Here is a 20,283-nt window from a genome sequence, read left to right on the forward strand (position 1 = left end):
CAGAAACCGCCTTTGCTTTCGCCTTTGCCATCCGCTCCGCCTCATGAACCTGTCGAGGCCGGGGCGGTGTGGGTTGGCAGGGGTGTGAGCCGCATGGATGCGGCGACCAAGCCTCCATGGACGGATTCACGGCGTCCCCTGCCAACCCACACCGCCCCGGCCCACCCACAGCACCACGAAGCGCCAGCGCTCTGGCCGTTGCTGTTGCTGTTGCCGTTGCACCTGCTGTTGCCTCTGCCTGCCGCAGGCATCGCCACCCGATACAATGACCATCTGCCGCAAACCGGCATCCCATCTCCAGAGCCAAAGAGTTGCCCATGTCCATCGTCCGCATGACCGACCTCGACCTCTCCGGCAAGCGCGTGCTGATCCGCCAGGATCTGAACGTGCCGATCGAGAATGGCCGCATCACCTCCGAACAGCGCATCACCGCTTCCCTGCCGACGCTCAAGCGCGCGCTGGAGCAGGGCGCGGCGGTGATGGTCACCTCGCACCTGGGCCGCCCGAAGGAAGGCGTGTGGAGCGAAGCCGATTCGCTGGCGCCGGTGGCCGAGCGCCTGTCGGTGCTGCTGGGCCGCGAAGTGCCGCTGGTGCGTGACTGGGTCGACGGCGTCGACGTGCAGCCGGGCCAGCTGGTGCTGCTGGAAAACTGCCGCATGAACGTCGGCGAGGGCAAGGACGATGAAGCCCTGTCGAAGAAGTACGCCGCCCTCTGCGATGTGTTCGTGATGGATGCGTTCGGTACCGCGCACCGTGCGCAGGCGTCCACCCATGGCGTGATCCGTTTTGCCCCGGTCGCGGCCGGTGGCCCGCTGCTGATGGCCGAGCTGGATGCGCTGGCACTGGCACTGGATGCACCGGCCAAGCCGCTGCTGGCCATCGTCGCCGGCAGCAAGGTCAGCACCAAGCTGGAACTGCTGGCCAACCTGGTCGGCAAGGTCGACCAGCTGATCGTCGGTGGCGGCATCGCCAACACCTTCATCGCGGCGGCCGGCTACAAGGTCGGCAAGTCGCTGTACGAGCCGGATCTGCTGGATACCGCGAAGAAGATCGTGGCCGACGCCAAGGCGCGCGGTGCGGACATCCCGCTGCCGGTGGACGTGGTCACCGCCAAGCAGTTCCTGCCCGACGCGGTCGCCGAAGTGAAGGCCGTCGATGCGGTGGCCGAGGATGACCTGATCCTGGACATCGGCCCGCAGACCGCCGCGCAGTACGCAGAGCTGATCCAGAAGGCCGGCACCGTGGTCTGGAACGGCCCGGTCGGCGTGTTCGAGTTCGAAGCCTTCAGCAAGGGCACCGAAGCGCTGGCCCGCGCCATCGCTAGCTCGCCGGCGTTCTCCATCGCCGGTGGTGGCGATACCCTGGCCGCGGTCGACAAGTTCGATATCGCCCAGCAGGTCAGCTACATCTCCACCGGTGGTGGCGCCTTCCTGGAATTCCTGGAAGGCAAGACCCTGCCGGCGGTGGCCGCCCTGGCCGCGCGCGGCGCATGAGCGCTGGATCTGGGGTGGATGGAGAAGAGCGTGCAACGCTCTTCTTCGACATGGACGGCACGCTGATCGATTCGGAAGTGGGCATCACCACCTGCATCGCCTATGCGCTGCAGAAGATGGACCACCCGGTGCCGCCGCAGGAAACGCTGCTGGGCTGGATCGGTCCGTCGCTGCGCACCACCTTCGCGCCGCTGTTCGGGGATGCCGAACGGGTCGAGCAGGCCGTGGCCTTCTATCGCGAGCGCTTCGACGTGGAAGGCTGGCGTGAGCACACGATCTATCCGGACATCGAAACGGTGGTACGTGCGTTGCACGAACGGGGTCACCGTTTGGCCGTGGTCACCGCCAAGAACGAACCGCATGCCCGCCGCATCGTCGAGCATCTGCCGTTTGGTGACCTGTTCGAGGACGTGATCGGCTCAACGCCCGATGGCTCGCGCAGCAGCAAGCCGCAGCTGGTGGGCGAGGCGCTGCATCGCCTGCAGCTGGCGCCGGAACGCTGCTGGATGATCGGCGACCGCCGCATGGATATCGAAGGCGCCCGTCACCACGGTCTGCGCAGCGTCGGCGTGCTGTGGGGCTTTGGTGGCGAGCAGGAGCTGACCGAGGCCGGTGCCGGGCAGCTGGCCCGTGAGCCGGCGCAGCTGCTGGAGTTGCTGGCCTGAGGTAGACGATGGCGCGCGCCGGGCCTTGCCCGGCGGCGTTTCCGCCGCCATCGACCAGCGTATGTCCGGAACATGTCCGTGCGATGTCCCGCAGAGTCAGGCAGCACAAGGCTGTAACCGTATACATGGGACGTGAAGGATGTGCTAATTTCCGTCCTTTAACGGGAGAGGCCCATCCATCATGTTCGAGCGTCAGCGTCGCACCAAGATCCTTGCCACCCTCGGTCCGGCTACCGATCCGCCGGGCGTGCTGGAGGATCTGTTCCGCGCCGGCGTCAACGTGGTGCGCCTCAACTTCAGCCACGGTGACCCGTCCGGCCAGGCCAAGCGTGCCGCCGATGTGCGCGCCGCCGCGCAGCGGGTGGGCGTGGAAGTGGGCATCCTGGCCGACCTGCCGGGCCCGAAGATCCGCATCGAGCGCTTCGCCGAAGGCAAGGTGCATCTCAAGGCCGGCGACCGTTTCGACCTGATCGCCAGCACCAATGCCGGCCCCGGCGATGCCACCCAGGTGGGCGTGAGCTACCTCGGCCTGCCGCAGGACGTGACCGCCGGTGACGTGCTGCTGCTCGACGATGGCCTGATGCAGCTGCAGGTGGTGGAAGTGCAGGGCGAGCGCATCATCAACACCGTGCTCAATGACGGTCCGTTGTCCGATCGCAAGGGCCTGAACAAGCAGGGCGGTGGCCTGTCGCTGGGCGCGCTGACCGAGCGCGACAAGGAACTGATCGGCATCGTCGCCAAGATCGGCGTGGACTTCATCGCCGTGTCGTTCTGCCGCAACGCGCAGGACATGAACGATGCACGCGAGATCGCCGAATCGCACGGCTGCTACGCCGCGCTGGTGTCGAAGATCGAGCGCACCGAAGCCATCGAGAACCTGGAAGAGATCGTCGATGCCAGTGACGTGGTGATGGTGGCGCGTGGTGACCTGGGCGTGGAAATCGGCGATGCCGAGCTGCCGGGCCTGCAGAAGAAGATCATCAAGGCCTCGCTGGCGCAGAACAAGGTGGTGATCACCGCCACGCAGATGCTGCAGTCGATGGTCGAAAGCCCGATCCCGACCCGCGCCGAAGTGCTGGACGTGGCCAACTCGGTCATCGACGGTACCGATGCGGTGATGCTGTCGGCCGAAACCGCCGCCGGTGCGTATCCGGTCAAGGCGGTCGAAGCGATGGCGCGCATCTGCCTGGGCGCCGAGCGCCAGTTCCAGACCGAGACCGACTTCGGCGCCTCGCCGCGCAACCTGGAACGTGCCGACCAGGCCATTGCCATGGCCACCATGTTCCTGTCCCAGCACGTGGGCGTGCGCGCGATCGTGGCGATGACCGAATCCGGTGGTACCGCCCGCTACCTGTCGCGCTTCCGTGCCTCGGCACCGGTGTTCGCGGTCACCCGCCACGACGGCGCCCGCCGGCAGATGGCGCTGATGCGCGATGTGTTCCCGATCAACTTCGACAGCCGTGGCTTCACCCCGCGCGAAGCCGCACGCGGCAGCATCCGCCTGCTGGTGGAAGGCGGCATGCTGCAGGCCGGCGACCGTGTGGTGTTCACCAGCGGTGAGCACATGGAAACCCACGGCGCGACCAATACCCTGCGCCTGCTGGAAGTGGGCGACGACGGCCGCGCCAGCGGTCTCGGCGACCTGTAAGACGTATCGCGTCGGGTCGGAGCCGCTGCGCGGATCCGACCCGGGGTCAGATCCCCGAAGGGGCTCTGACCCGATCCGGCAGGACATTTCCTGTCCCGCACAGACAGTGGAACCGATTCCATCCGAGCCTCCACGTCGGGGCAACGGGTAGCGGGGCTATACTTACGTTTTTCCCGCACCCGCCACAGGAAGTACATGAGCATCGAACAGCTGGCTGAAACCGCCCAGGCCATGGTTGCCCCGGGCAAGGGCATCATCGCGATCGACGAATCCACCGGTACCATCGCCAAGCGCTTTGCCAGCGTCGGCATCGAGAACACCGAAGAGAACCGTCGCGCCTACCGCGAACTGCTGCTGACCACGCCGAAGCTCAACGAGCACATTTCCGGCGCCATCCTGTACGACGAGACCATCCGCCAGTCGACCAAGGACGGCGTGCCGTTCGCCAAGTACATGACCGACCACGGCATGATCCCGGGCATCAAGGTGGACAAGGGTGCGCACCCGCTGGCCGGCTGCCCGGGCGAGCTGGTCACCGAAGGCCTGGACGGCCTGCGTGAGCGCCTGCAGGAGTACTACAAGCTGGGCGCGCGCTTCGCCAAGTGGCGTGCGGTCATCAACATCGGCGAGAGCATCCCGTCGGGCACCTGCATCGAGTCCAACGCGCATGCGCTGGCCCGCTATGCCGCGCTGTGCCAGGAATGCGGCCTGGTGCCGATGGTCGAGCCGGAAGTGATCATGGACGGCGAGCACGACATCGAGACCTGCTACGAAGTCACCGAAGCCACCCTGCGCTCGCTGTTCGACGCGCTGTACCAGCAGAACGTGTTGCTGGAAGGCACCATCCTGAAGGCCTCGATGGTCATCTCCGGCAAGGGCTGCGACGAGCAGGCCGACGTCGAGGAAGTGGCCGAGTCGACCGTGATGTGCCTGAAGAGCACCGTGCCGGCGATCCTGCCGGGCGTGGTGTTCCTGTCCGGTGGTCAGAGCGATGAGCAGTCCACCGCCCACCTCAACGCCATGAACCAGATGGGCAACCTGCCGTGGCCGCTGAGCTTCTCCTATGGCCGCGCCATGCAGCAGGCGGCACTCAAGCTGTGGGGCAAGGACATGAAGGGCAACTACGCCGCCGCGCAGAAGACCGTCTACGAGCGCGCCAAGGAAAACGGCCAGGCCGCGCTGGGCAAGTGGAACGGCTGATCCGCCGTTCCGCAGCATGAACTGAACAGGGCAGCGCCGGCATCATGCCGGCGTTTGCTTTTGCCGGTATCGTTGCCGCCTCCCGCACGACAGGCCAGTGCGTGGGGGCATACATGGAAGGCCAAGGAGAAAGAACATGCGTATCACCGCAATCACGCTGGCCGTGGCCACCGTGCTGGCTGTCGGCGGCTGCAACCGGATGGGTGGCAGCACGGACGTGGGCAAGGCCCCCTCGCTGGAGTTCGACAAGCCGGTCTCCGGCGAAATCACCTCGCGCAGCGGCGTCAATTTCAACGATGGCAGCCACCACCAGCTGTACCAGCTGAAGCTGGAAGACAAGCAACTGGTCGGCATCAAGTTGACCGGCGCGCTGCGTGGCTCGATCGCCGTGTTCAACAATGGCGTCCTGGTGTCCAGCAGCAGCCCGGCCTATGAGCGCGGCAACGACGCTTCGCTGGCGTTCCGTGCCAATGGTGCTGGCAGCTACCAGGTGGCGATCAACGCCGACGGCCCCTCCGCCTTCGGCCCGTACCGCGTGCGCGCCGAGAAGCTGGTGCCGTATGACGGCAAGCCGATGGTGGGCGAAGGCGAGATCGGCGACCTGCTGGTCTCCAAGTCGCAGGATTACACCCTGCAGGTGGAAAAAGCGGGCATGTACGAGATCCGCCTGGAATCGGAAGCGTTCGACACCGTGCTGAAGCTGGACGGAAACGGCGCGCAGGCGGAGAACGACGATGATGGCGATGGCACCAATTCGCAGCTTCGCATGCCGCTGGAGCCGGGCAAGTACACCCTGCGCGTGCGCAGCCTCGGCGAAGACGCTACCGGCGCCTTCACACTGACTGCCAAGCGCGCCGAGTTGCCGGCCAACATGGTCATGCGCGATGGCACCACCCTGCCGACGTCCGGCAGCGTGTTCGCCATGCTTGATGGCGAAGGCCGCCGCCGCTTCCTGCTGAGTCTGCCGCGTCCGGCCAATGTGCGCCTGGATGCGGTGTCCAGCGAGGTGGATACGGTGCTGCGCGTGGTCGGCGGCGACGTGGAACTTGCCGATGACGATGGGGGCAATGGCACCAACGCGCGCCTGGAAGAATCGCTGCCGGCCGGCCACTACACCGTGGACGTGTCCAGCCTGAGCGACGAAGCGGGCATGGTGGAAGTGCGCGTGCAGGTCGACGGTGCCGCTTCGGCCGCGGCATCGGCTGCTGCTACGGCGGCGGCCGACGCTGCCGCCGAAGTGACGAACTGACGTTGTCGCGACGGATGTAAACGAAAAGGCCGGGCAATGCCCGGCTTTTTTCTTCCACGCCCCGCATTGTTTCAATGCGCCGGCACGAATCCGGTATCGCCCAGTGGCGGCAGCAGCGACCCGCGCCCACTGTCGGCGACCTGGCCCGCGGCCGTCAGCGCCTGCTGGTAGGCCTTGGCGGTCGCCGTGTTGAACGCCACCAGCACGATCCGCATCGGCTGGGCGTGGCTGCGCTGCCAGGCCAGTGTTTCGGTCACCGCGATCTGCGCCGCCTGGTACAGCGGATAGCCATACACCCCGCAACTGATGGCCGGGAACGCGATCGACTGCAGGTTCAGCGATTCGGCCAGCTGCAGCGACTTCCAGTAGCAGTTCGCCAGCAGTGCCGGCTCGTCGCGCTGGCCGTCGTGCCAGACCGGGCCGACGGTGTGCAGTACGTGCCGTGCCGGAAGCGCATAGGCATCGGTTGCGCGCACCTCACCGGTCGGGCAGCGCACACCGGGGCGCAGCTCCGGCAGACGCTCGCACTCGGCCAGCAGGCCGGGGCCGGCCGCACGATGGATCGCGCCGTCGACACCGCCGCCACCGAGCAGTGATTCATTGGCCGCGTTGACGATCGCATCCACCGCCAGGGCCGTGATGTCGCCCTGCCACACTTCGATCTTCATGCGTCCGTCTCCTGCCTGTAGTTGTTGCGCGCCGTGCCCACGCTGGCTGCACCCGCATCTTGCGGGACAGGGCATCGATGCTGCGTCATGACCGTCTCACGCACTGCGATCCGCCCTGTTCATGCACGATGGCCGGCAGTGCCTTCACGCAGGCTGAAGCGAGCGCCGCAGGCGGGCGAAACGAAAGTTTCCGAAGCGGTCTGCTTCTGATTTCCTGGGGAAACGGTCCGCTTGCAACGGCAATGCCCAGTCAGGATTACCCAAATGGAAACGCCCACCGCGAGGGTGGGCGTCATCCTGCTGTCATCGACAACGCGGTGATCAGGGCAGACCGGCCAGCCAGTCGTCGTCGGAACCTTCATTGACGTCGGCGAACAGCGGCGTGGAGAAGTAGCGTTCACCGGTGTCCGGCAACATCGCCAGGATCACCGCGCCCGGTTCAGCGCGATCTGCCACGTCCAAAGCGCTGGCCACGGTGGCACCGGCGGAGATGCCGACGAAGATGCCTTCCTCTGCCGCCAGCCGGCGGGCGGTGGCGATCGCGCGGTCGTCTTCCACGGTCACCAGTTCGTCCACCACATTGCGATTGAGCACATCGGGCACGAAGTCCGGGGTCCAGCCCTGGATCTTGTGCGGCTTCCAGTCGTCGCCCTTCAGCAATGCGGCGCCGGCCGGTTCGGTGGCGATGATGCGGGTGTCCGGGCGGGCGACCTTCAGCACCTCGCCGACGCCGGTCAGGGTGCCGCCGGTTCCCCAGCCGCTGACGAAGTAGTCCAGCCGCTTGCCGGCGAAATCACGCAGGATCTCCGCAGCGGTGGTGTTGCGGTGGTAAGCCGGGTTGGCCGGATTGGCGAACTGGCTGGCCAGGAACCAGCCGTGCTCCTCGGCCAGCTCGCGCGCCCTGCGCACCATGCCGCTGCCGCGCTCGGCGGCCGGGGTCAGGATGACCTTAGCACCGTAGGCACGCATCAGCTTGCGGCGTTCCACCGAGAAGGTCTCGACCATCGTCGCCACGAACTTGTAACCGCGTGCGGCGGCCACCATCGCCAGGGCGACGCCGGTGTTGCCCGAGGTGGCCTCGACAATCGTGTCGCCCGGCTTGAGCAGGCCACGCTGTTCGGCATCGAGGATGATCGCCAGCGCCAGGCGATCCTTCACCGAGCCGCCCGGGTTGAAGGATTCAACCTTGGCGTACACGGTCACGCCCTGCGGCGCCAGCCGCTGAAGCTTGACGATGGGGGTGTTGCCGATGGTGTCGAGGATGGAGTCGTACAGGGCCATGGGAGCGCTCCAGGAACAGGCCGCGCCGGGCTCGGCGGGCATAAGGGAAGAAGGCTGGCTGTTCAGGCCAGCGGCTGCCGGCTGACCGTAGCGCCGGCATATGACGCCCGGAAATGACCAGATACCTTTCTTAAACAACCTTTGGTTATAAGCTGGTGACGGCAATTGACCCTAGAGTGGACCTCCGCCCCCCACATCGCCCGCCTGCCATGACGCTGACCCAGCTGCGCTACCTGGTTGCCATCGCCGACGCCGAGCTGAACATCACGCTCGCCGCCTCGCGGGTGCATGCCACCCAGCCCGGCCTGTCCAAGCAGCTCAAGCAGCTGGAGGACGAACTGGGCTTCCTGCTGTTCGTACGCAAGGGGCGCAGTCTGGAGTCGGTCACCCCGGCGGGTACCGAAGTGATCAGCCGCGCCCGTGCCGTGCTGTCAGAGGCCAACAACATCCGTACCTACGCGGCCAACCAGCGCCGCGAGAGCCAGGGCCAGCTGATCCTGACCACCACCCACACCCAGGCGCGGTTCGTGCTGCCGCCGGCGGTGTCGCGCATCAAGCAGGCCTATCCCCAGGTCAGCGTGCACCTGCAGCAGGCCGGTGAGGCCGATGCGCTGGACCGGCTGAACCAGGGCGATGCCGACATCGCGATCATCAGCACTGCAGGCAGCGAACCCACCGATGGCATCGCCGTGCCGCTGTTCCGCTGGCGCCGGCTGGTGGTGGTGCCCAAGGGGCATCCGTTGGACCGCGCCGGCCGCGCACCGGACCTGGCGGCGTTGGCCCGCCAGCCGTTGATCAGCTACGAATCCTCGACCCGGCCCAACTCTTCCTTGCAGCGCGCCTTTGCCGCGCAGAGCCTGGTGCCCGATCTGGCGCTGACCGCGCTGGACGCGGACCTGATCAAGACCTATGTGCGCACCGGTCTGGGGGTGGGGCTGCTGGCCGAGATGGCGATCAGCGCCAACGATGAAGACCTGCGGGTATGGCCGGCGCCGGCGCCGATCACCGAGTGCATTGCCTGGGCGGTGCTGCCGCGCGACCGGGTGCTGCGTGATTACGCGTTGGAGCTGGTGCATGTGCTGGCCCCGCAGATCGACCCGCGCGACCTGCGGCGGGTGCTGGATGGCAACCAGGCCGCGGCCTGGCCGGTGCCGCCGACCTGGGAATCGCTGACCCAGACCATCACGGTGTGAGGGTTGGTCGAGCAGGGCTGCGCCCTGCACCTGCTACCGGCCGGAGCAACAGCAACAGCAACAGCGTGCATTCCGTGGGGTGGCGGGGCGGTGTCGGAGTGCGGGGACGCCGCAAGTACGTCCCTGTAGGCTTGGCCGCGGCATCCATGCCGCGGACACCCCGCACTCCGACACCGCCCCGCCTCTGACAGATTCCGACGGCTGTTGGTAGGTGTCGACCTTGGTCGACACGGTAGATCCACGCCATGCGTGGATGAATCTCTTTCAGATATCGAAATCAATCTGGGGTCAGATCCGTTTTCCGTAGGAAAACGGATCTGACCCCAAGAGCCATTCCAACAGATCGCGGAAATCTGTCGAAGGCGGGGTGGGTCCGGTTGCGGGGGCGTGAGCCGCATGGATGCGGCGACCGAGCTTACATGGACGTACTTGCAGCGGCCCCCGCAACCGGACCCACCCCGCCATCCCACGGAATGCACGGTGTTGCCGTTGCTTCGGCCGTTGCCGTTGCCTCTGCAGGTGCAGGGCGCAGCCCTGCCGATACCCCTCTCCTGCGACGGTTCGTCGCACGGCGCCCCCGGGGGGCACCTCTACACTAGCGCGGTGATCCGTACCGCCCGCCTGCATCGAACGCTGCTCCAGCTCGCCTTCATCGCGACGCTGCTGATGGTGCTTGCGCCGCTGGTCAGCCGCGCGCTGCAGGCGCCTCAGGGTCAGATCCCTTCACCACAGGGAAGGGCTCTGACCCCATCCACAATGCATGGCGGCATGGACCATGCCCACATGCATCACGGCGATATGGCTGAGGGTCAGAGCCCTTTGCCGGGGCAAAGGGATCCGACCCCGCCTGCCGACCCGCATGCCATGCATGGCGAGGCCTGCGAGTACTGCGTGCTGGCCATGCGCCTGCTGCCGTGGCTGGCAGTGCTGGTGCTGCTGCTGCCCCTGCTGTGGCGGCCGAAGCTGGTGTTCCCATGGTCGCAGCCGCGCCTGCCGCTGCTGCATTGGCCGGCACACGCCGCGCGTGGCCCGCCGCTGATCTCCACCGTCCGCTGATTTCCCTATCGAATCCGTCGCACGATGCCTGCAAGGGCGTCGTGCGCGCGTGCGTACCTTGGAGCTTTTCCCATGAAAATGACTTTCCCCGCCGCGGGCGCCCGTGCGCGCCTGCCGTTTGCGCTTGGTGTTGCCTTGACCGCGCCCTTCGCCCATGCCGCGCCCGCTGAAGATGCGCGGACGCTGGATACGCTGGTGGTCACCGCCGCTGCACCGTCCTCGCCCTTGCACTGGGTGACCGATCCGCGCCTGCCGCGGCAGCCGGTGCCGGCCAGCGATGGCGCCGATTACCTGAAGACCGTTCCCGGCTTTTCCGCCATCCGCAACGGCGGCACCAACGGCGATCCGGTGCTGCGCGGCATGTTCGGTTCACGCCTGAACATCCTCAGCAACGATGGCAATCTGATGGGTGCGTGTCCCTCGCGCATGGACAACCCGTTGTCCTACATCTCGCCGGAGAGCTTTGACCGGCTGACCATCATCAAGGGCCCGCAGAGCGTGCGCTGGGGCGCGGGTGCCTCGGCGGGCACCGTGCGTTTCGAGCGTGATACCCCGCGTTTCGATGCACCGGGGCTGCGTGCCGACGCCAGTGCACTGGTCGGTTCGCGCAACCGCAACGACCAGGTGCTGGACCTCACCCTGGGCAATCCGACCGGCTATGTGCGTGCCAGCGGCAATCGCTCCGAAGCCGACGACTACAAGGACGGCAACGGCGATGTGGTTCCGTCGAAATGGCGCAAGTGGAATGGCGACGTAGCCGTTGGCTGGACGCCTGATGCCGATACCCTGCTTGAAGTATCCGCCGGTGCCGGCGATGCGATCGCGCGCTACGCTGGGCGCGGCATGGACGGTGCCGCGTTCGAGCGCACCAGCTACGCCGCGCGCTTCGAGAAGCGCAACCTGCCCGGGGCGTGGGACACGCTGCAGGCCAACGTGTACTACAACGAAGCCGACCACGTGATGGACAACTACACGCTGCGCGAACCGAACCCGCACAGCATGATGCCGATGCCGATGGCGTCGAACGTGGATCGCCGCACGCAGGGTGGGCGCATCAGCTCCGAATGGCGCTGGCAGGACGTGCAGCTGGTGGCCGGCGTGGATGGCGAGGACAGCCGACATCGCGGCCGCATGGGAATGGGGCGCGACACCTACAGACAGGCGGACTGGAACACCGACGCCAACTTCCGCCGCTACGGAGCGTTCACCGAACTGACCCTCGGCGCCGGCACCGACCAGCGCTGGATCGGCGGCCTGCGCGTCGATCGTGCCAGCGTGCGCGATGAGCGCGCCGACATCGGCGGCATGATGATGGCCATGCCCAATCCCACCGCCGGCCAGCGCCGCAGGGAATGGCTGGGCAGTGGGTTCCTGCGCTACGAACAGGATCTCGCCGACGGCCTGACCTGGTATGCCGGCCTTGGCCACAGCCAGCGCATGCCCGACTACTGGGAACTGTTCTCGCCCGATCATGGGCCGGCAGGTGCGACCAACGCCTTCACTGGCATCCAGCCCGAACGCACCACCCAGCTCGACGTCGGCCTGCAATACAAGGGCCCGCGCGTGCAGGCCTGGGTCTCCGCCTATGCGGGGCAGATCCAGGACTACATCCTGTTCACCTATCGCGGCAGCGGCATGATGGGCATGAGCCAGGCCGACAACGTGCAGGCACGCATCGCCGGTGCAGAGGCCGGTGTGCAGCTGCAGCTGGACGCGCAGTGGAAGCTGGGTGGCACCCTGGCCTACGCCTGGGGCGAGAACCGCGACCAGCATCGCCCGTTGCCGCAGATGCCGCCGCTGGAAGCGCGCCTGAGCGCTGACTGGGAAGGCCAGCGCTGGAGTGTCGGCGCGTTGGTGCGCGCGGTCACCCATCAGCATCGGGTCGCGGACGGGCAGGGCAACGTGGTGGCGCAGGACCTCGGGCCGAGCAGTGGCTTTGCCACGCTGGCGCTCAACGCGGCCTATCGGTTCAGTTCGCAGTTGCAGCTCAGCGCCGGTGTCGACAACCTGTTCGACCGTGCCTACAGCGAGCATCTGAATCTTGCGGGTAGCGCCGATTTCGGCTTCCCGGCCGATCCGGTGCGCATCAACGAGCCCGGCCGCAGCCTGTGGATGAAGGTTAACTACCGGTATTGATCCGCCGGACATGGCCCGGCGCTACCCATGCGCCGGCCAAGAAGGCCTGTGTCCAAAGAAAACGGGGTCGGATCCCCGCCAGGTTCCGACCCCGCCCGGCGCCCTCGGCCGGGCCTCCCGACTCTACGACGGCGTCGCCGCTCATGGCGCGCCGGGATACATCCCGACATACGCCGACACCGTGCTGCAGACCCTTGCATGGAATGGGCGCACGGCGCTATCGCAGTACCCGTTCCACGCCGGTAAACGCTTGGCACATACCGCTTTTGCGGGGCCTTGCCTACACTCGGCGGCCGTGGATCGCTCAGGATTGTTCATGTTGGCTCGTATCGCTTCGACCCTGGCCCTTGGCCTCAGCCTGGCCGTGCTGGCCGGGTGCGCAGGCAAACAGGAGGCCGCCGCGCGTCGGCAGGGCGAAGCCGTGCCGGTCACCGCGCAGGTCGTGCAGTCGGTGCAGTGGAACGACACGCTGCAGGCGCTGGGTACGGCCAAGGCGCGCGAGTCGATCAGCGTGACCGCCAAGGTGAGCGAGATCGTCGAGCGCGTGCATTTCGAAAGTGGCCAGCAGGTCGCCGCCGGTGCGCCCCTGGTGACCCTGCGCGGGCAGGCCCAGGAAGCCGCATTGGTGCAGGCGCAGGCGACCTTCCGCGAAGCCGACCAGTTGTACAAGCGCCAGCGCGAACTGGCGGCGCAGCGGTTGGTGTCCAGCGCGACCCTGGATACGCAGAAGTCGATCCGCGACGCCGCCGAAGCACGCGTGGCGCAGATGCAGTCGGATATCGGCGACCGTCGCGTGCGTGCGCCGTTCGCCGGCGTCCTCGGCATCCGCCAGATCAGCCCGGGCACGCTGCTGACGCCGACCACGGTGATCGCCACCCTCGACGACGTCGAGCGCATGCACATCGATTTCCAGGTGCCGGAAGTGGAACTGGCGTCGCTGACCACCGGCGACAAGGTGCAGGCCACCAGCGTGGCCTGGCCGGGCCGCACCTTCGAAGGCGAGGTCAGCACCATCGATGCACGCATCGACCCGGCCACTCGTGCGGTGACCGTACGTGCCGACTTCGCCAACGGCGACCACGCACTGCGTCCGGGCATGCTGCTCGACGTGCGCCTGTTCCATCCCGATCGACCGGCACTGGTGGTGCCGGAAATCGCCGTGGTGCAGGTCGGTCGCGATAGTTTCATGTACCGCATCAAGGCCGATGACACCGTCGAACGCGTGGACGTGGTCACCGGCGCACGTCGCGCCGGCGTGGTCGAGATCAAGCAGGGCCTGCAGGCCGGCCAGCGCATCGTGGTGGACGGCACCGGCAAGCTGCGTGCGGGCCTGAAGGTGGCGGCCAGCGACGCCGCGCCCGCCAGTGGCGCGCAGCCGGCGACGGTTGAAGCACCGGCCGCTGTCGGGGGGCACGGCGGATGAAGCTGTCTGATATCTCCATCCAGCGGCCGGTGTTTGCCGTGGTGATGAGCCTGCTGTTGCTGGTGCTGGGCGTGATGTCCTTCACCCGCTTGACCCTGCGCGAACTGCCGGCCATCGACCCGCCGATCGTTTCGGTGTCGGTGGACTACACCGGTGCCTCGGCGGCGGTCATCGAGAGCCGGATCACCCAGGTGCTGGAAGACGCGCTGGCCGGTATCGAAGGCATTGATACGATCAACGCGCGCAGCACCAATGGCCGTTCGCAGGTCAGCATCGAATTCACCTCCAACCGAGACATCGAAGCGGCAGCCAACGACGTGCGCGATGCGGTCAGCCGCGTGGCCGACCGCATGCCCGAAGAGGCGCGGCCACCGGAGATCGCCAAGGTCGAGAGCGATGCCGACCCGATCATCTGGTTCAACATGGTCTCCTCGACCATGGACACGCTGGAACTGAGCGACTACGCCGACCGCTACGTGGTCGACCGCTTCTCCAGCCTTGATGGCGTGGCCCAGGTCCGCATCGGTGGCCGCCAGCGCTATGCGATGCGCATCTGGCTGGACCGTGACCAGCTGGCCGCACGTGGCCTGACCACCGGCGATATCGAAACCGCGCTGCGCAATGAGAACGTGGAACTGCCGGCCGGCCGCATCGAGTCCACCGACCGCGATTTCACCCTGCGCGTGGAGCGCAACTACATCAAGCCCGAAGACTTCGCGACCATTCCGCTGGGCAAGGGCCGTGATGGCTACGTGGTGCGCATGGGCGATGTGGCGAAGATCGAGCTGGCCTCGGCCGAGCGTCGCGCCTACTACCGCAGCAACGGCGAGCCCGGCATCGGCTTGGGCATCGTCAAGACCTCCACCGCCAACTCGCTGGACGTGGCGCGCACTGCGCGCGCCGAGGCCGAGCGTGTGGCGCTGACCCTGCCCAAGGGCACGCAGATCTTCGTTGCTTTCGACAACACCACCTTCATCGAGGCCGCCGTCGACCGTGTCTACGCCACGCTGGTGGAGGCGATGATCCTGGTGCTGGCGGTGATCTGGTTGTTCCTCGGCAGCTTCCGCGCGGCGTTGATTCCCGCAGTGACGGTGCCGGTATGCCTGGTGGCGGCGTTCATCGCGCTGTACGCGTTCGACTTCTCGATCAACCTGCTGACCCTGCTGGCACTGGTGCTGTGTATCGGCCTGGTGGTGGACGACGCGATCGTGGTGGTGGAAAACGTACAGCGCCGCATCGACCTCGGCGAACCGCCGTTGGTAGCGTCCAAGCGCGGTACCGCGCAGGTGGCGTTCGCGGTGATCGCCACCACCGCCGTGCTGGTGGCGGTGTTCCTGCCGGTCGGTTTCCTGGAAGGCAACACCGGGCGCCTGTTCCGTGAACTGGCGGTGGCGCTGGCCGCCGCGGTCGCGCTGTCCGCGTTCGTCGCGCTGACGCTGACCCCGATGATGGCCTCCAAGCTGCTCAAGCCGCATACCGGGCAGGCACCACGCGGGCTGCACGGTTTCATCAACCGCAATCTGGAACGCCTGGCCGGCGCTTACGGCCGCGTGCTCGATCACCATGTGGATCGCACGTGGATCTACCTGCTGGTGATGGTCGCTGCGTTGGCGGCCAGCTGGCTGCTGATCAAGGTGCTGCCTTCGGAACTGGCCCCGGCCGAAGACCGTGGTTCGTTCCAGATCATGATCGATGGCCCGGAGGGCGCCGGCTACGACTACACCGTGCAGCAGGTGCAGCAGGTCGAAGCACTGCTGGCACCGCATGTGGGCGCGGACAAGCCGATCGTGCGCGCCAACCCGCGCGTGCCCGGCGGCTTCGGCGCAAGCGAGGAAATGCACACCGGCCGCGTCAGCGTGTTCCTGCAGCCGTGGCGCCAGCGCAGTGAAGGCACGCCGGAAGTAGCCAACGAACTGCAGAAGGAACTGGACAGCATCCGTGGCGTGCGCGTGCGTACCCAGGTCGGTGGCGGCCTGGTGCGCAGTGGCGGGCAGCCGTTCCAGATCGTGCTGGGTGGGCCGGAATATGCCGAGATCGCGCAGTGGCGCGACCGCATCCTGCTGCGCATGGCCGACAACCCCGGCCTGGTCGGCCCGGACTCGGATTACAAGGAAACCCGTCCGCAGATGCGGGTGAACATCGACCGCCAGCGTGCGGCCGACCTCGGCGTGCCGGTCACCGCGATCGGTTCGGCGCTGGAAACGATGATGGGCTCGCGCCGCGTCACCACCTTCGTCGACAACGGCGAAGAGTACGACGTGCTGGTCCAGGCCGGCCGCGATGGCCGCGCCAGCCCGGCCGACCTCGCCGCGATCCGCGTGCGTGCCACCTCCGGTGAACTGGTGCCGTTGTCCAACCTGGTCACGCTGAGCGAAGTGGCCGAAGCGGGCACCTTGAACCGCTTCAACCGGCTGCGCTCGATCACCATCAGTGCCGGCCTGGCACCGGGCTATCCGCTGGGTGAGGCCATTGCCTGGGCGCAGCAGGTCACCCGCGAAGAGCTGCCGCAGTACGCGCAGGTGAACTGGAAGGGCGAATCGCGCGAGTACCAGAGTGCGGGTGGCGCGGTGCTGCTGACCTTCGCCATGGCCCTGCTGGTGGTGTACCTGGTGCTGGCCGCGCAGTTCGAGAGCTTCATCCACCCGCTGACGATCATGCTGACCGTGCCACTGGGCGTGCTCGGCGCGCTGGTTGGCCTGTGGCTGAGCGGAGGGACGGTGAACCTGTTCAGCCAGATCGGCATCGTCATGCTGGTGGGCCTGGCGGCCAAGAACGGCATCCTGATCGTCGAATTCGCCAACCAGCTGCGTGACGACGGGCGAACCGTGCGCGAAGCGATCATCGAATCGGCGATGGTGCGCCTGCGTCCGATCCTTATGACCTCGATCGCCACCGTGGTCGGCGCCATCCCGCTGGTGGTGGCCGGTGGCCCGGGTTCGGCCAGCCGTGGCACCATCGGCATCGTGATCATCTTCGGCGTCACCCTGTCCACCTTCCTGTCGCTGTTCGTGGTGCCGGCGTTCTACGCGCGGCTGGCCCCGTATACCCGCTCGCCAGAGGCGGTGAAGCGCGAGCTGGAGAAGCAGGAGGCCGACTCGCCGTCGGTCGGTGGTCATGCCTGAGCATCGCGCCGAAGGGGTCACCGAAGGGGTCGGATCCCTTTCCCAAAGGGAAAGGGCTCTGACCCCGCGCTTGCAAGGCAACGGATTCGTCCTGCGCCCCTGGCGTCCTGACGACCTCGAAGCCCTGCTGCGCCACGCCAACGACGCGGACGTCTCGCGTGGACTGCGTGACCGCTTCCCGTATCCGTACACCCGCGAGGATGGCGAAGCCTTCCTGGGCGGGCGCGTGCTGGCTCCCGGCACGCTGAACCTGGCCATCGAGATCGACGGCCAGGCCTGCGGCAGCGTGGGCGCCCAGCAGGGCGTGGCCGAGCGCGGGCATACCGCTGAACTGGGCTACTGGCTCGGCCAGGCCCATTGGGGACGGGGCCTGATGACCGGTGTGGTCGGTCTGTTCGCGCCCTGGGTGATGGACGAGCTTGGCCTGTTCAGGCTGCAGGCCACGGTAGTCGACTTCAACCTGGGCTCGGCCCGGGTACTGGAAAAGAACGGTTTCCAGGAAGAGGGCGTGGAGCGCTGCGCCGTCTACAAGCGCGGCGTCCTGCATGACCTGCGCCGCTTCGCCCGGGTGCGCACGCAGCTGCCCTGAACACGCGGGCTGGCCGCTGTAGAGCCGAGCCCATGCTCGGCTTGGGCCCCTGACGGCAGCCGAGCATGGGCTCGGCTCTACAAAGCAGCGCTATCGCAGCGACCTTCGATCAGGGAGAATCGACCGGTCCCTTCCAGCCGACGGGACGTCCTCACAACCCGCCGACTGGAGAGAGCGCGCGTGGAAGCTACCGTACATTTCATCAACAGCATCATCTGGAGCAAGGCGCTGATCTTCATGTGCCTGGCCGCCGGCCTGTTCTTCAGCCTGCGCACCCGCTTCATGCAGATCCGTGGTTTCGTCGAGATGTGCCGCCTCACCGTGTCCGGTGAGAAATCCGACGCCGGCGTGTCCTCGTTCCAGGCCCTGGCCATGTCGATGGCCGGCCGCATGGGCATCGGCAACATCGCCGGCGTGGCCACCGCCATCGCCTTCGGCGGCCCCGGCGCGATCTTCTGGATGTGGGTGATGGGCTTCCTCGGCGCATCCACGTCGTACGTGGAATGCACCCTGGCGCAGATCTACAAGACCAAGGATGCCGAAGGCCGCTACCGCGGTGGCCCGGCCTACTACATCGAAAAGGCGATGGGCCTGAAGTGGTATGCCATGGCCTTCGCCATCGCCACGATCATCGCCGCCGGTTTCCTGATGCCGGGCGTGCAGGCCAACGCCATCGCCGACAGCATCATCAATGCCTGCCGCGGCACCGCGCTGTGCGGTCCGCTCGATGGCCAGGCCTTCGGCATGGAATCGGTGCAGGCGCTGAAGCTGGGCATCGGCATCGTTGTCGCCCTGCTGCTGGGCGTGGTGATCTTCGGCGGCGTCAAGCGCATCGCCAACTTCGCCGAAGTGGTGGTGCCGTTCATGGCGGCTGGCTTCATCCTGACCGCCATCGTCATCATGATCATCAACTACGACCGCGTGCCGGAAATGTTCGGCATCATCTTCAAGAGCGCCTTCGGTACCCACGCCGCGTTCGGCGCGATGATGGGCCTGGCGGTGGAATGGGGCATCAAGCGCGGCATCTACGCCAACGAGGCCGGGCAGGGCTCGGGTCCGCACGCTGCGGCGGCCTCCGAGGTCTCGCACCCGGCCAAACAGGGTTACGTGCAGGCCTTCGCCATCTACTTCGACACCATGATGGTGTGCACCGCCACCGCCTTCCTGATCCTGGCCAGCGGCACCTACAACGTGTACTCGCCGGTGGCCGGTGCCGAGCCGATCTTCCAGGGCTTGGCCGGCATTCCCGAAGGTGCGGGCTACGCGCAGGCGGGTGTGGAAGCGGTGCTGCCGGGCTGGGGCTCGGCGTTCGTGTCGGTGGCGATCTTCTTCTTCGCCTTCACCACGATCATGGCCTATTACTACATGGCCGAAACCAACCTGACCTACGTCAACCACAACAGGAAGCGGCCGCTCACCGTGCTGCTGCTGCGCCTGGGCATCATCGGCATGGTGGTGTTCGGTGCCTTCCACAACGCCACCCTGGCCTGGGCGCTGGGTGATATCGGCGTGGGCCTGATGGCGTGGCTGAACATCATCGCCATCCTCATCGTGCAGAAGCCGGCCATGCTGGCCCTGCGCGATTACGAACGACAGAAGAAGCTCGGCCTCGATCCGACCTTCGACCCCGATGCCCTGGGCATCAAGAACGCCGATTTCTGGCGTCAACGCAAGCTGGAGTTGTCCCGTAGTGAATGATCCCTGGAAGAATGCCCGCCGCCCGTCGTCGCGACCGCCGCGGGCCACCCCGCTGCCACCGCGTGAGGGCAGCACCCCGCCACCGCCGGGGCGCGGCAACGACGAACTGCGCCTGTATGGCTGGAACGCGGTGCAGGCCCTGTTCGCCAAGCGTCCGCAGGCGCTGCGCAAGCTGTACCTGGTGGAATCGCTGATTCCGCGCATGCAGCCGGTGCTGAAGTGGTGCGTGGCCAACCGCGTGGGCTATCGCGTGGTGGAAGAGGGCGACCTCAACAAGCTGGCCGCCACCACCCACCACGAAGGCCTGGTGGCCGACGTGCTGCGTGCGCCGGTGCTGCCGCTGGCGCAGTGGCTGGCCGAACTGGGCGAAGGCCCGGCGCTGGCACTGTGGCTGGATGGCGTCGGCAATCCGCACAACTTCGGTGCGATCCTGCGCTCGGCCGCACACTTCGGTGCCAAGGCGCTGCTGCTGCCGGCCAGCAGCACGCTGGCCCTGTCCGGCGCGGCGGCACGCGTGGCCGAGGGCGGTGCAGAGTCGGTGCCGCTGGTGCAGCTGCCTGAGGACGCAGAAGCGATGGCGCAGCTGCGCGCGGCCGGTTTCGGCCTGGCCGCGACCCTGGTCGAGGGGGGCGATGACGTGTTCCGCGCGTCGTTGCCCGCCCGCCTGGTGTACGTGATGGGCGCGGAAAGTGAAGGCATGGATCGCGGCCTGGCCAGCCAGTGCGATCTGCAGGTCTCCATCCCCGGCAGCGGCGCGGTGGAAAGCCTGAACGTGGCCTCGGCCACGGCGGTGCTGCTGGCGCAGTGGTCCAGCCGACACGGCTGAGCCCCTGACCGGGGTCAGATCCCTCGCCACGGCGAG

The 20,283-nt window shown here is 67.0% G+C and carries 15 protein-coding genes; 13 read left to right on the forward strand and 2 right to left on the reverse strand.

Annotated features, from left to right (window positions below; genetic code table 11):
• The first annotated feature begins 317 nt into the window (after window positions 1–317).
• The 5 genes from CR919_RS15965 (at window position 318) to CR919_RS15985 (ending at window position 6,255) form a co-directional block, all read left to right on the forward strand.
• Window positions 318–1,493, forward strand: coding sequence for a phosphoglycerate kinase (locus CR919_RS15965; RefSeq protein ID WP_099820848.1), 1,176 nt, complete (start codon window positions 318–320; stop codon window positions 1,491–1,493).
• Window positions 1,490–2,158 carry an HAD hydrolase-like protein gene (locus tag CR919_RS15970; protein ID WP_099820849.1) on the forward strand — a complete coding sequence of 223 codons (669 nt, stop codon included), beginning with the start codon at window positions 1,490–1,492 and terminating at the stop codon, window positions 2,156–2,158. The genes CR919_RS15965 and CR919_RS15970 overlap by 4 nt, the downstream gene beginning before the upstream one ends.
• A gap of 181 nt (window positions 2,159–2,339) precedes the next feature.
• Complete coding sequence (gene pyk, locus CR919_RS15975; protein WP_089236630.1) at window positions 2,340–3,806, forward strand: pyruvate kinase; 1,467 nt, start codon at window positions 2,340–2,342, stop codon at window positions 3,804–3,806.
• 195 nt (window positions 3,807–4,001) lie between these two features.
• Window positions 4,002–5,006 carry a class I fructose-bisphosphate aldolase gene (locus CR919_RS15980; RefSeq protein ID WP_099820850.1) on the forward strand — a complete coding sequence of 335 codons (1,005 nt, stop codon included), beginning with the start codon at window positions 4,002–4,004 and terminating at the stop codon, window positions 5,004–5,006.
• A gap of 136 nt (window positions 5,007–5,142) precedes the next feature.
• Complete coding sequence (locus CR919_RS15985) at window positions 5,143–6,255, forward strand: ABC transporter substrate-binding protein (RefSeq protein WP_099820851.1); 1,113 nt, start codon at window positions 5,143–5,145, stop codon at window positions 6,253–6,255.
• A 71-nt stretch (window positions 6,256–6,326) separates the two neighbouring features.
• Here CR919_RS15985 and CR919_RS15990 read toward each other — a convergent pair whose 3' ends face one another.
• Both CR919_RS15990 and cysK read right to left on the reverse strand, forming a co-directional pair.
• Window positions 6,327–6,923, reverse strand: a complete 597-nt coding sequence (locus tag CR919_RS15990; protein ID WP_099820852.1) for an O-acetyl-ADP-ribose deacetylase — start codon at window positions 6,921–6,923, stop codon at window positions 6,327–6,329.
• A 321-nt stretch (window positions 6,924–7,244) separates the two neighbouring features.
• Window positions 7,245–8,204, reverse strand: a complete 960-nt coding sequence (gene cysK, locus CR919_RS15995; RefSeq protein WP_099820853.1) for a cysteine synthase A — start codon at window positions 8,202–8,204, stop codon at window positions 7,245–7,247.
• A gap of 209 nt (window positions 8,205–8,413) precedes the next feature.
• Here cysK and CR919_RS16000 point away from each other — a divergent pair, with 209 nt between their 5' ends.
• From CR919_RS16000 to CR919_RS16040, 8 genes are all read left to right on the forward strand, one after another.
• Window positions 8,414–9,397, forward strand: a complete 984-nt coding sequence (locus tag CR919_RS16000) for a LysR family transcriptional regulator (RefSeq protein ID WP_099820854.1) — start codon at window positions 8,414–8,416, stop codon at window positions 9,395–9,397.
• Window positions 9,398–10,000: 603 nt separating this feature from the next.
• Window positions 10,001–10,453, forward strand: coding sequence for a DUF2946 family protein (locus CR919_RS16010; RefSeq protein WP_099820855.1), 453 nt, complete (start codon window positions 10,001–10,003; stop codon window positions 10,451–10,453).
• A gap of 72 nt (window positions 10,454–10,525) precedes the next feature.
• Window positions 10,526–12,589, forward strand: a complete 2,064-nt coding sequence (locus CR919_RS16015; protein ID WP_099820856.1) for a TonB-dependent copper receptor — start codon at window positions 10,526–10,528, stop codon at window positions 12,587–12,589.
• 316 nt (window positions 12,590–12,905) lie between these two features.
• On the forward strand, window positions 12,906–14,012 hold the full coding sequence (locus CR919_RS16020; RefSeq protein WP_099820857.1) for an efflux RND transporter periplasmic adaptor subunit: 1,107 nt from the start codon (window positions 12,906–12,908) through the stop codon (window positions 14,010–14,012).
• Window positions 14,009–17,134, forward strand: coding sequence for an efflux RND transporter permease subunit (locus tag CR919_RS16025; protein WP_099820858.1), 3,126 nt, complete (start codon window positions 14,009–14,011; stop codon window positions 17,132–17,134). Before CR919_RS16020 ends, CR919_RS16025 begins: the two co-directional genes overlap by 4 nt.
• A complete protein-coding gene (locus tag CR919_RS16030) occupies window positions 17,127–17,723 on the forward strand; it encodes a GNAT family protein (RefSeq protein ID WP_099820859.1) in 597 nt (198 codons plus the stop codon). The genes CR919_RS16025 and CR919_RS16030 overlap by 8 nt, the downstream gene beginning before the upstream one ends.
• 180 nt (window positions 17,724–17,903) lie before the next feature.
• Window positions 17,904–19,421, forward strand: a complete 1,518-nt coding sequence (locus CR919_RS16035; RefSeq protein WP_099820860.1) for an alanine/glycine:cation symporter family protein — start codon at window positions 17,904–17,906, stop codon at window positions 19,419–19,421.
• Window positions 19,414–20,247 carry a TrmH family RNA methyltransferase gene (locus CR919_RS16040; protein ID WP_099820861.1) on the forward strand — a complete coding sequence of 278 codons (834 nt, stop codon included), beginning with the start codon at window positions 19,414–19,416 and terminating at the stop codon, window positions 20,245–20,247. The genes CR919_RS16035 and CR919_RS16040 overlap by 8 nt, the downstream gene beginning before the upstream one ends.
• Window positions 20,248–20,283: the final 36 nt, after the last annotated feature.

It is taken from the genome of Stenotrophomonas sp. LMG 10879 (assembly GCF_002750935.1).
GTDB classification, from domain to species: Bacteria; Pseudomonadota; Gammaproteobacteria; order Xanthomonadales; family Xanthomonadaceae; genus Stenotrophomonas; species Stenotrophomonas lactitubi_B.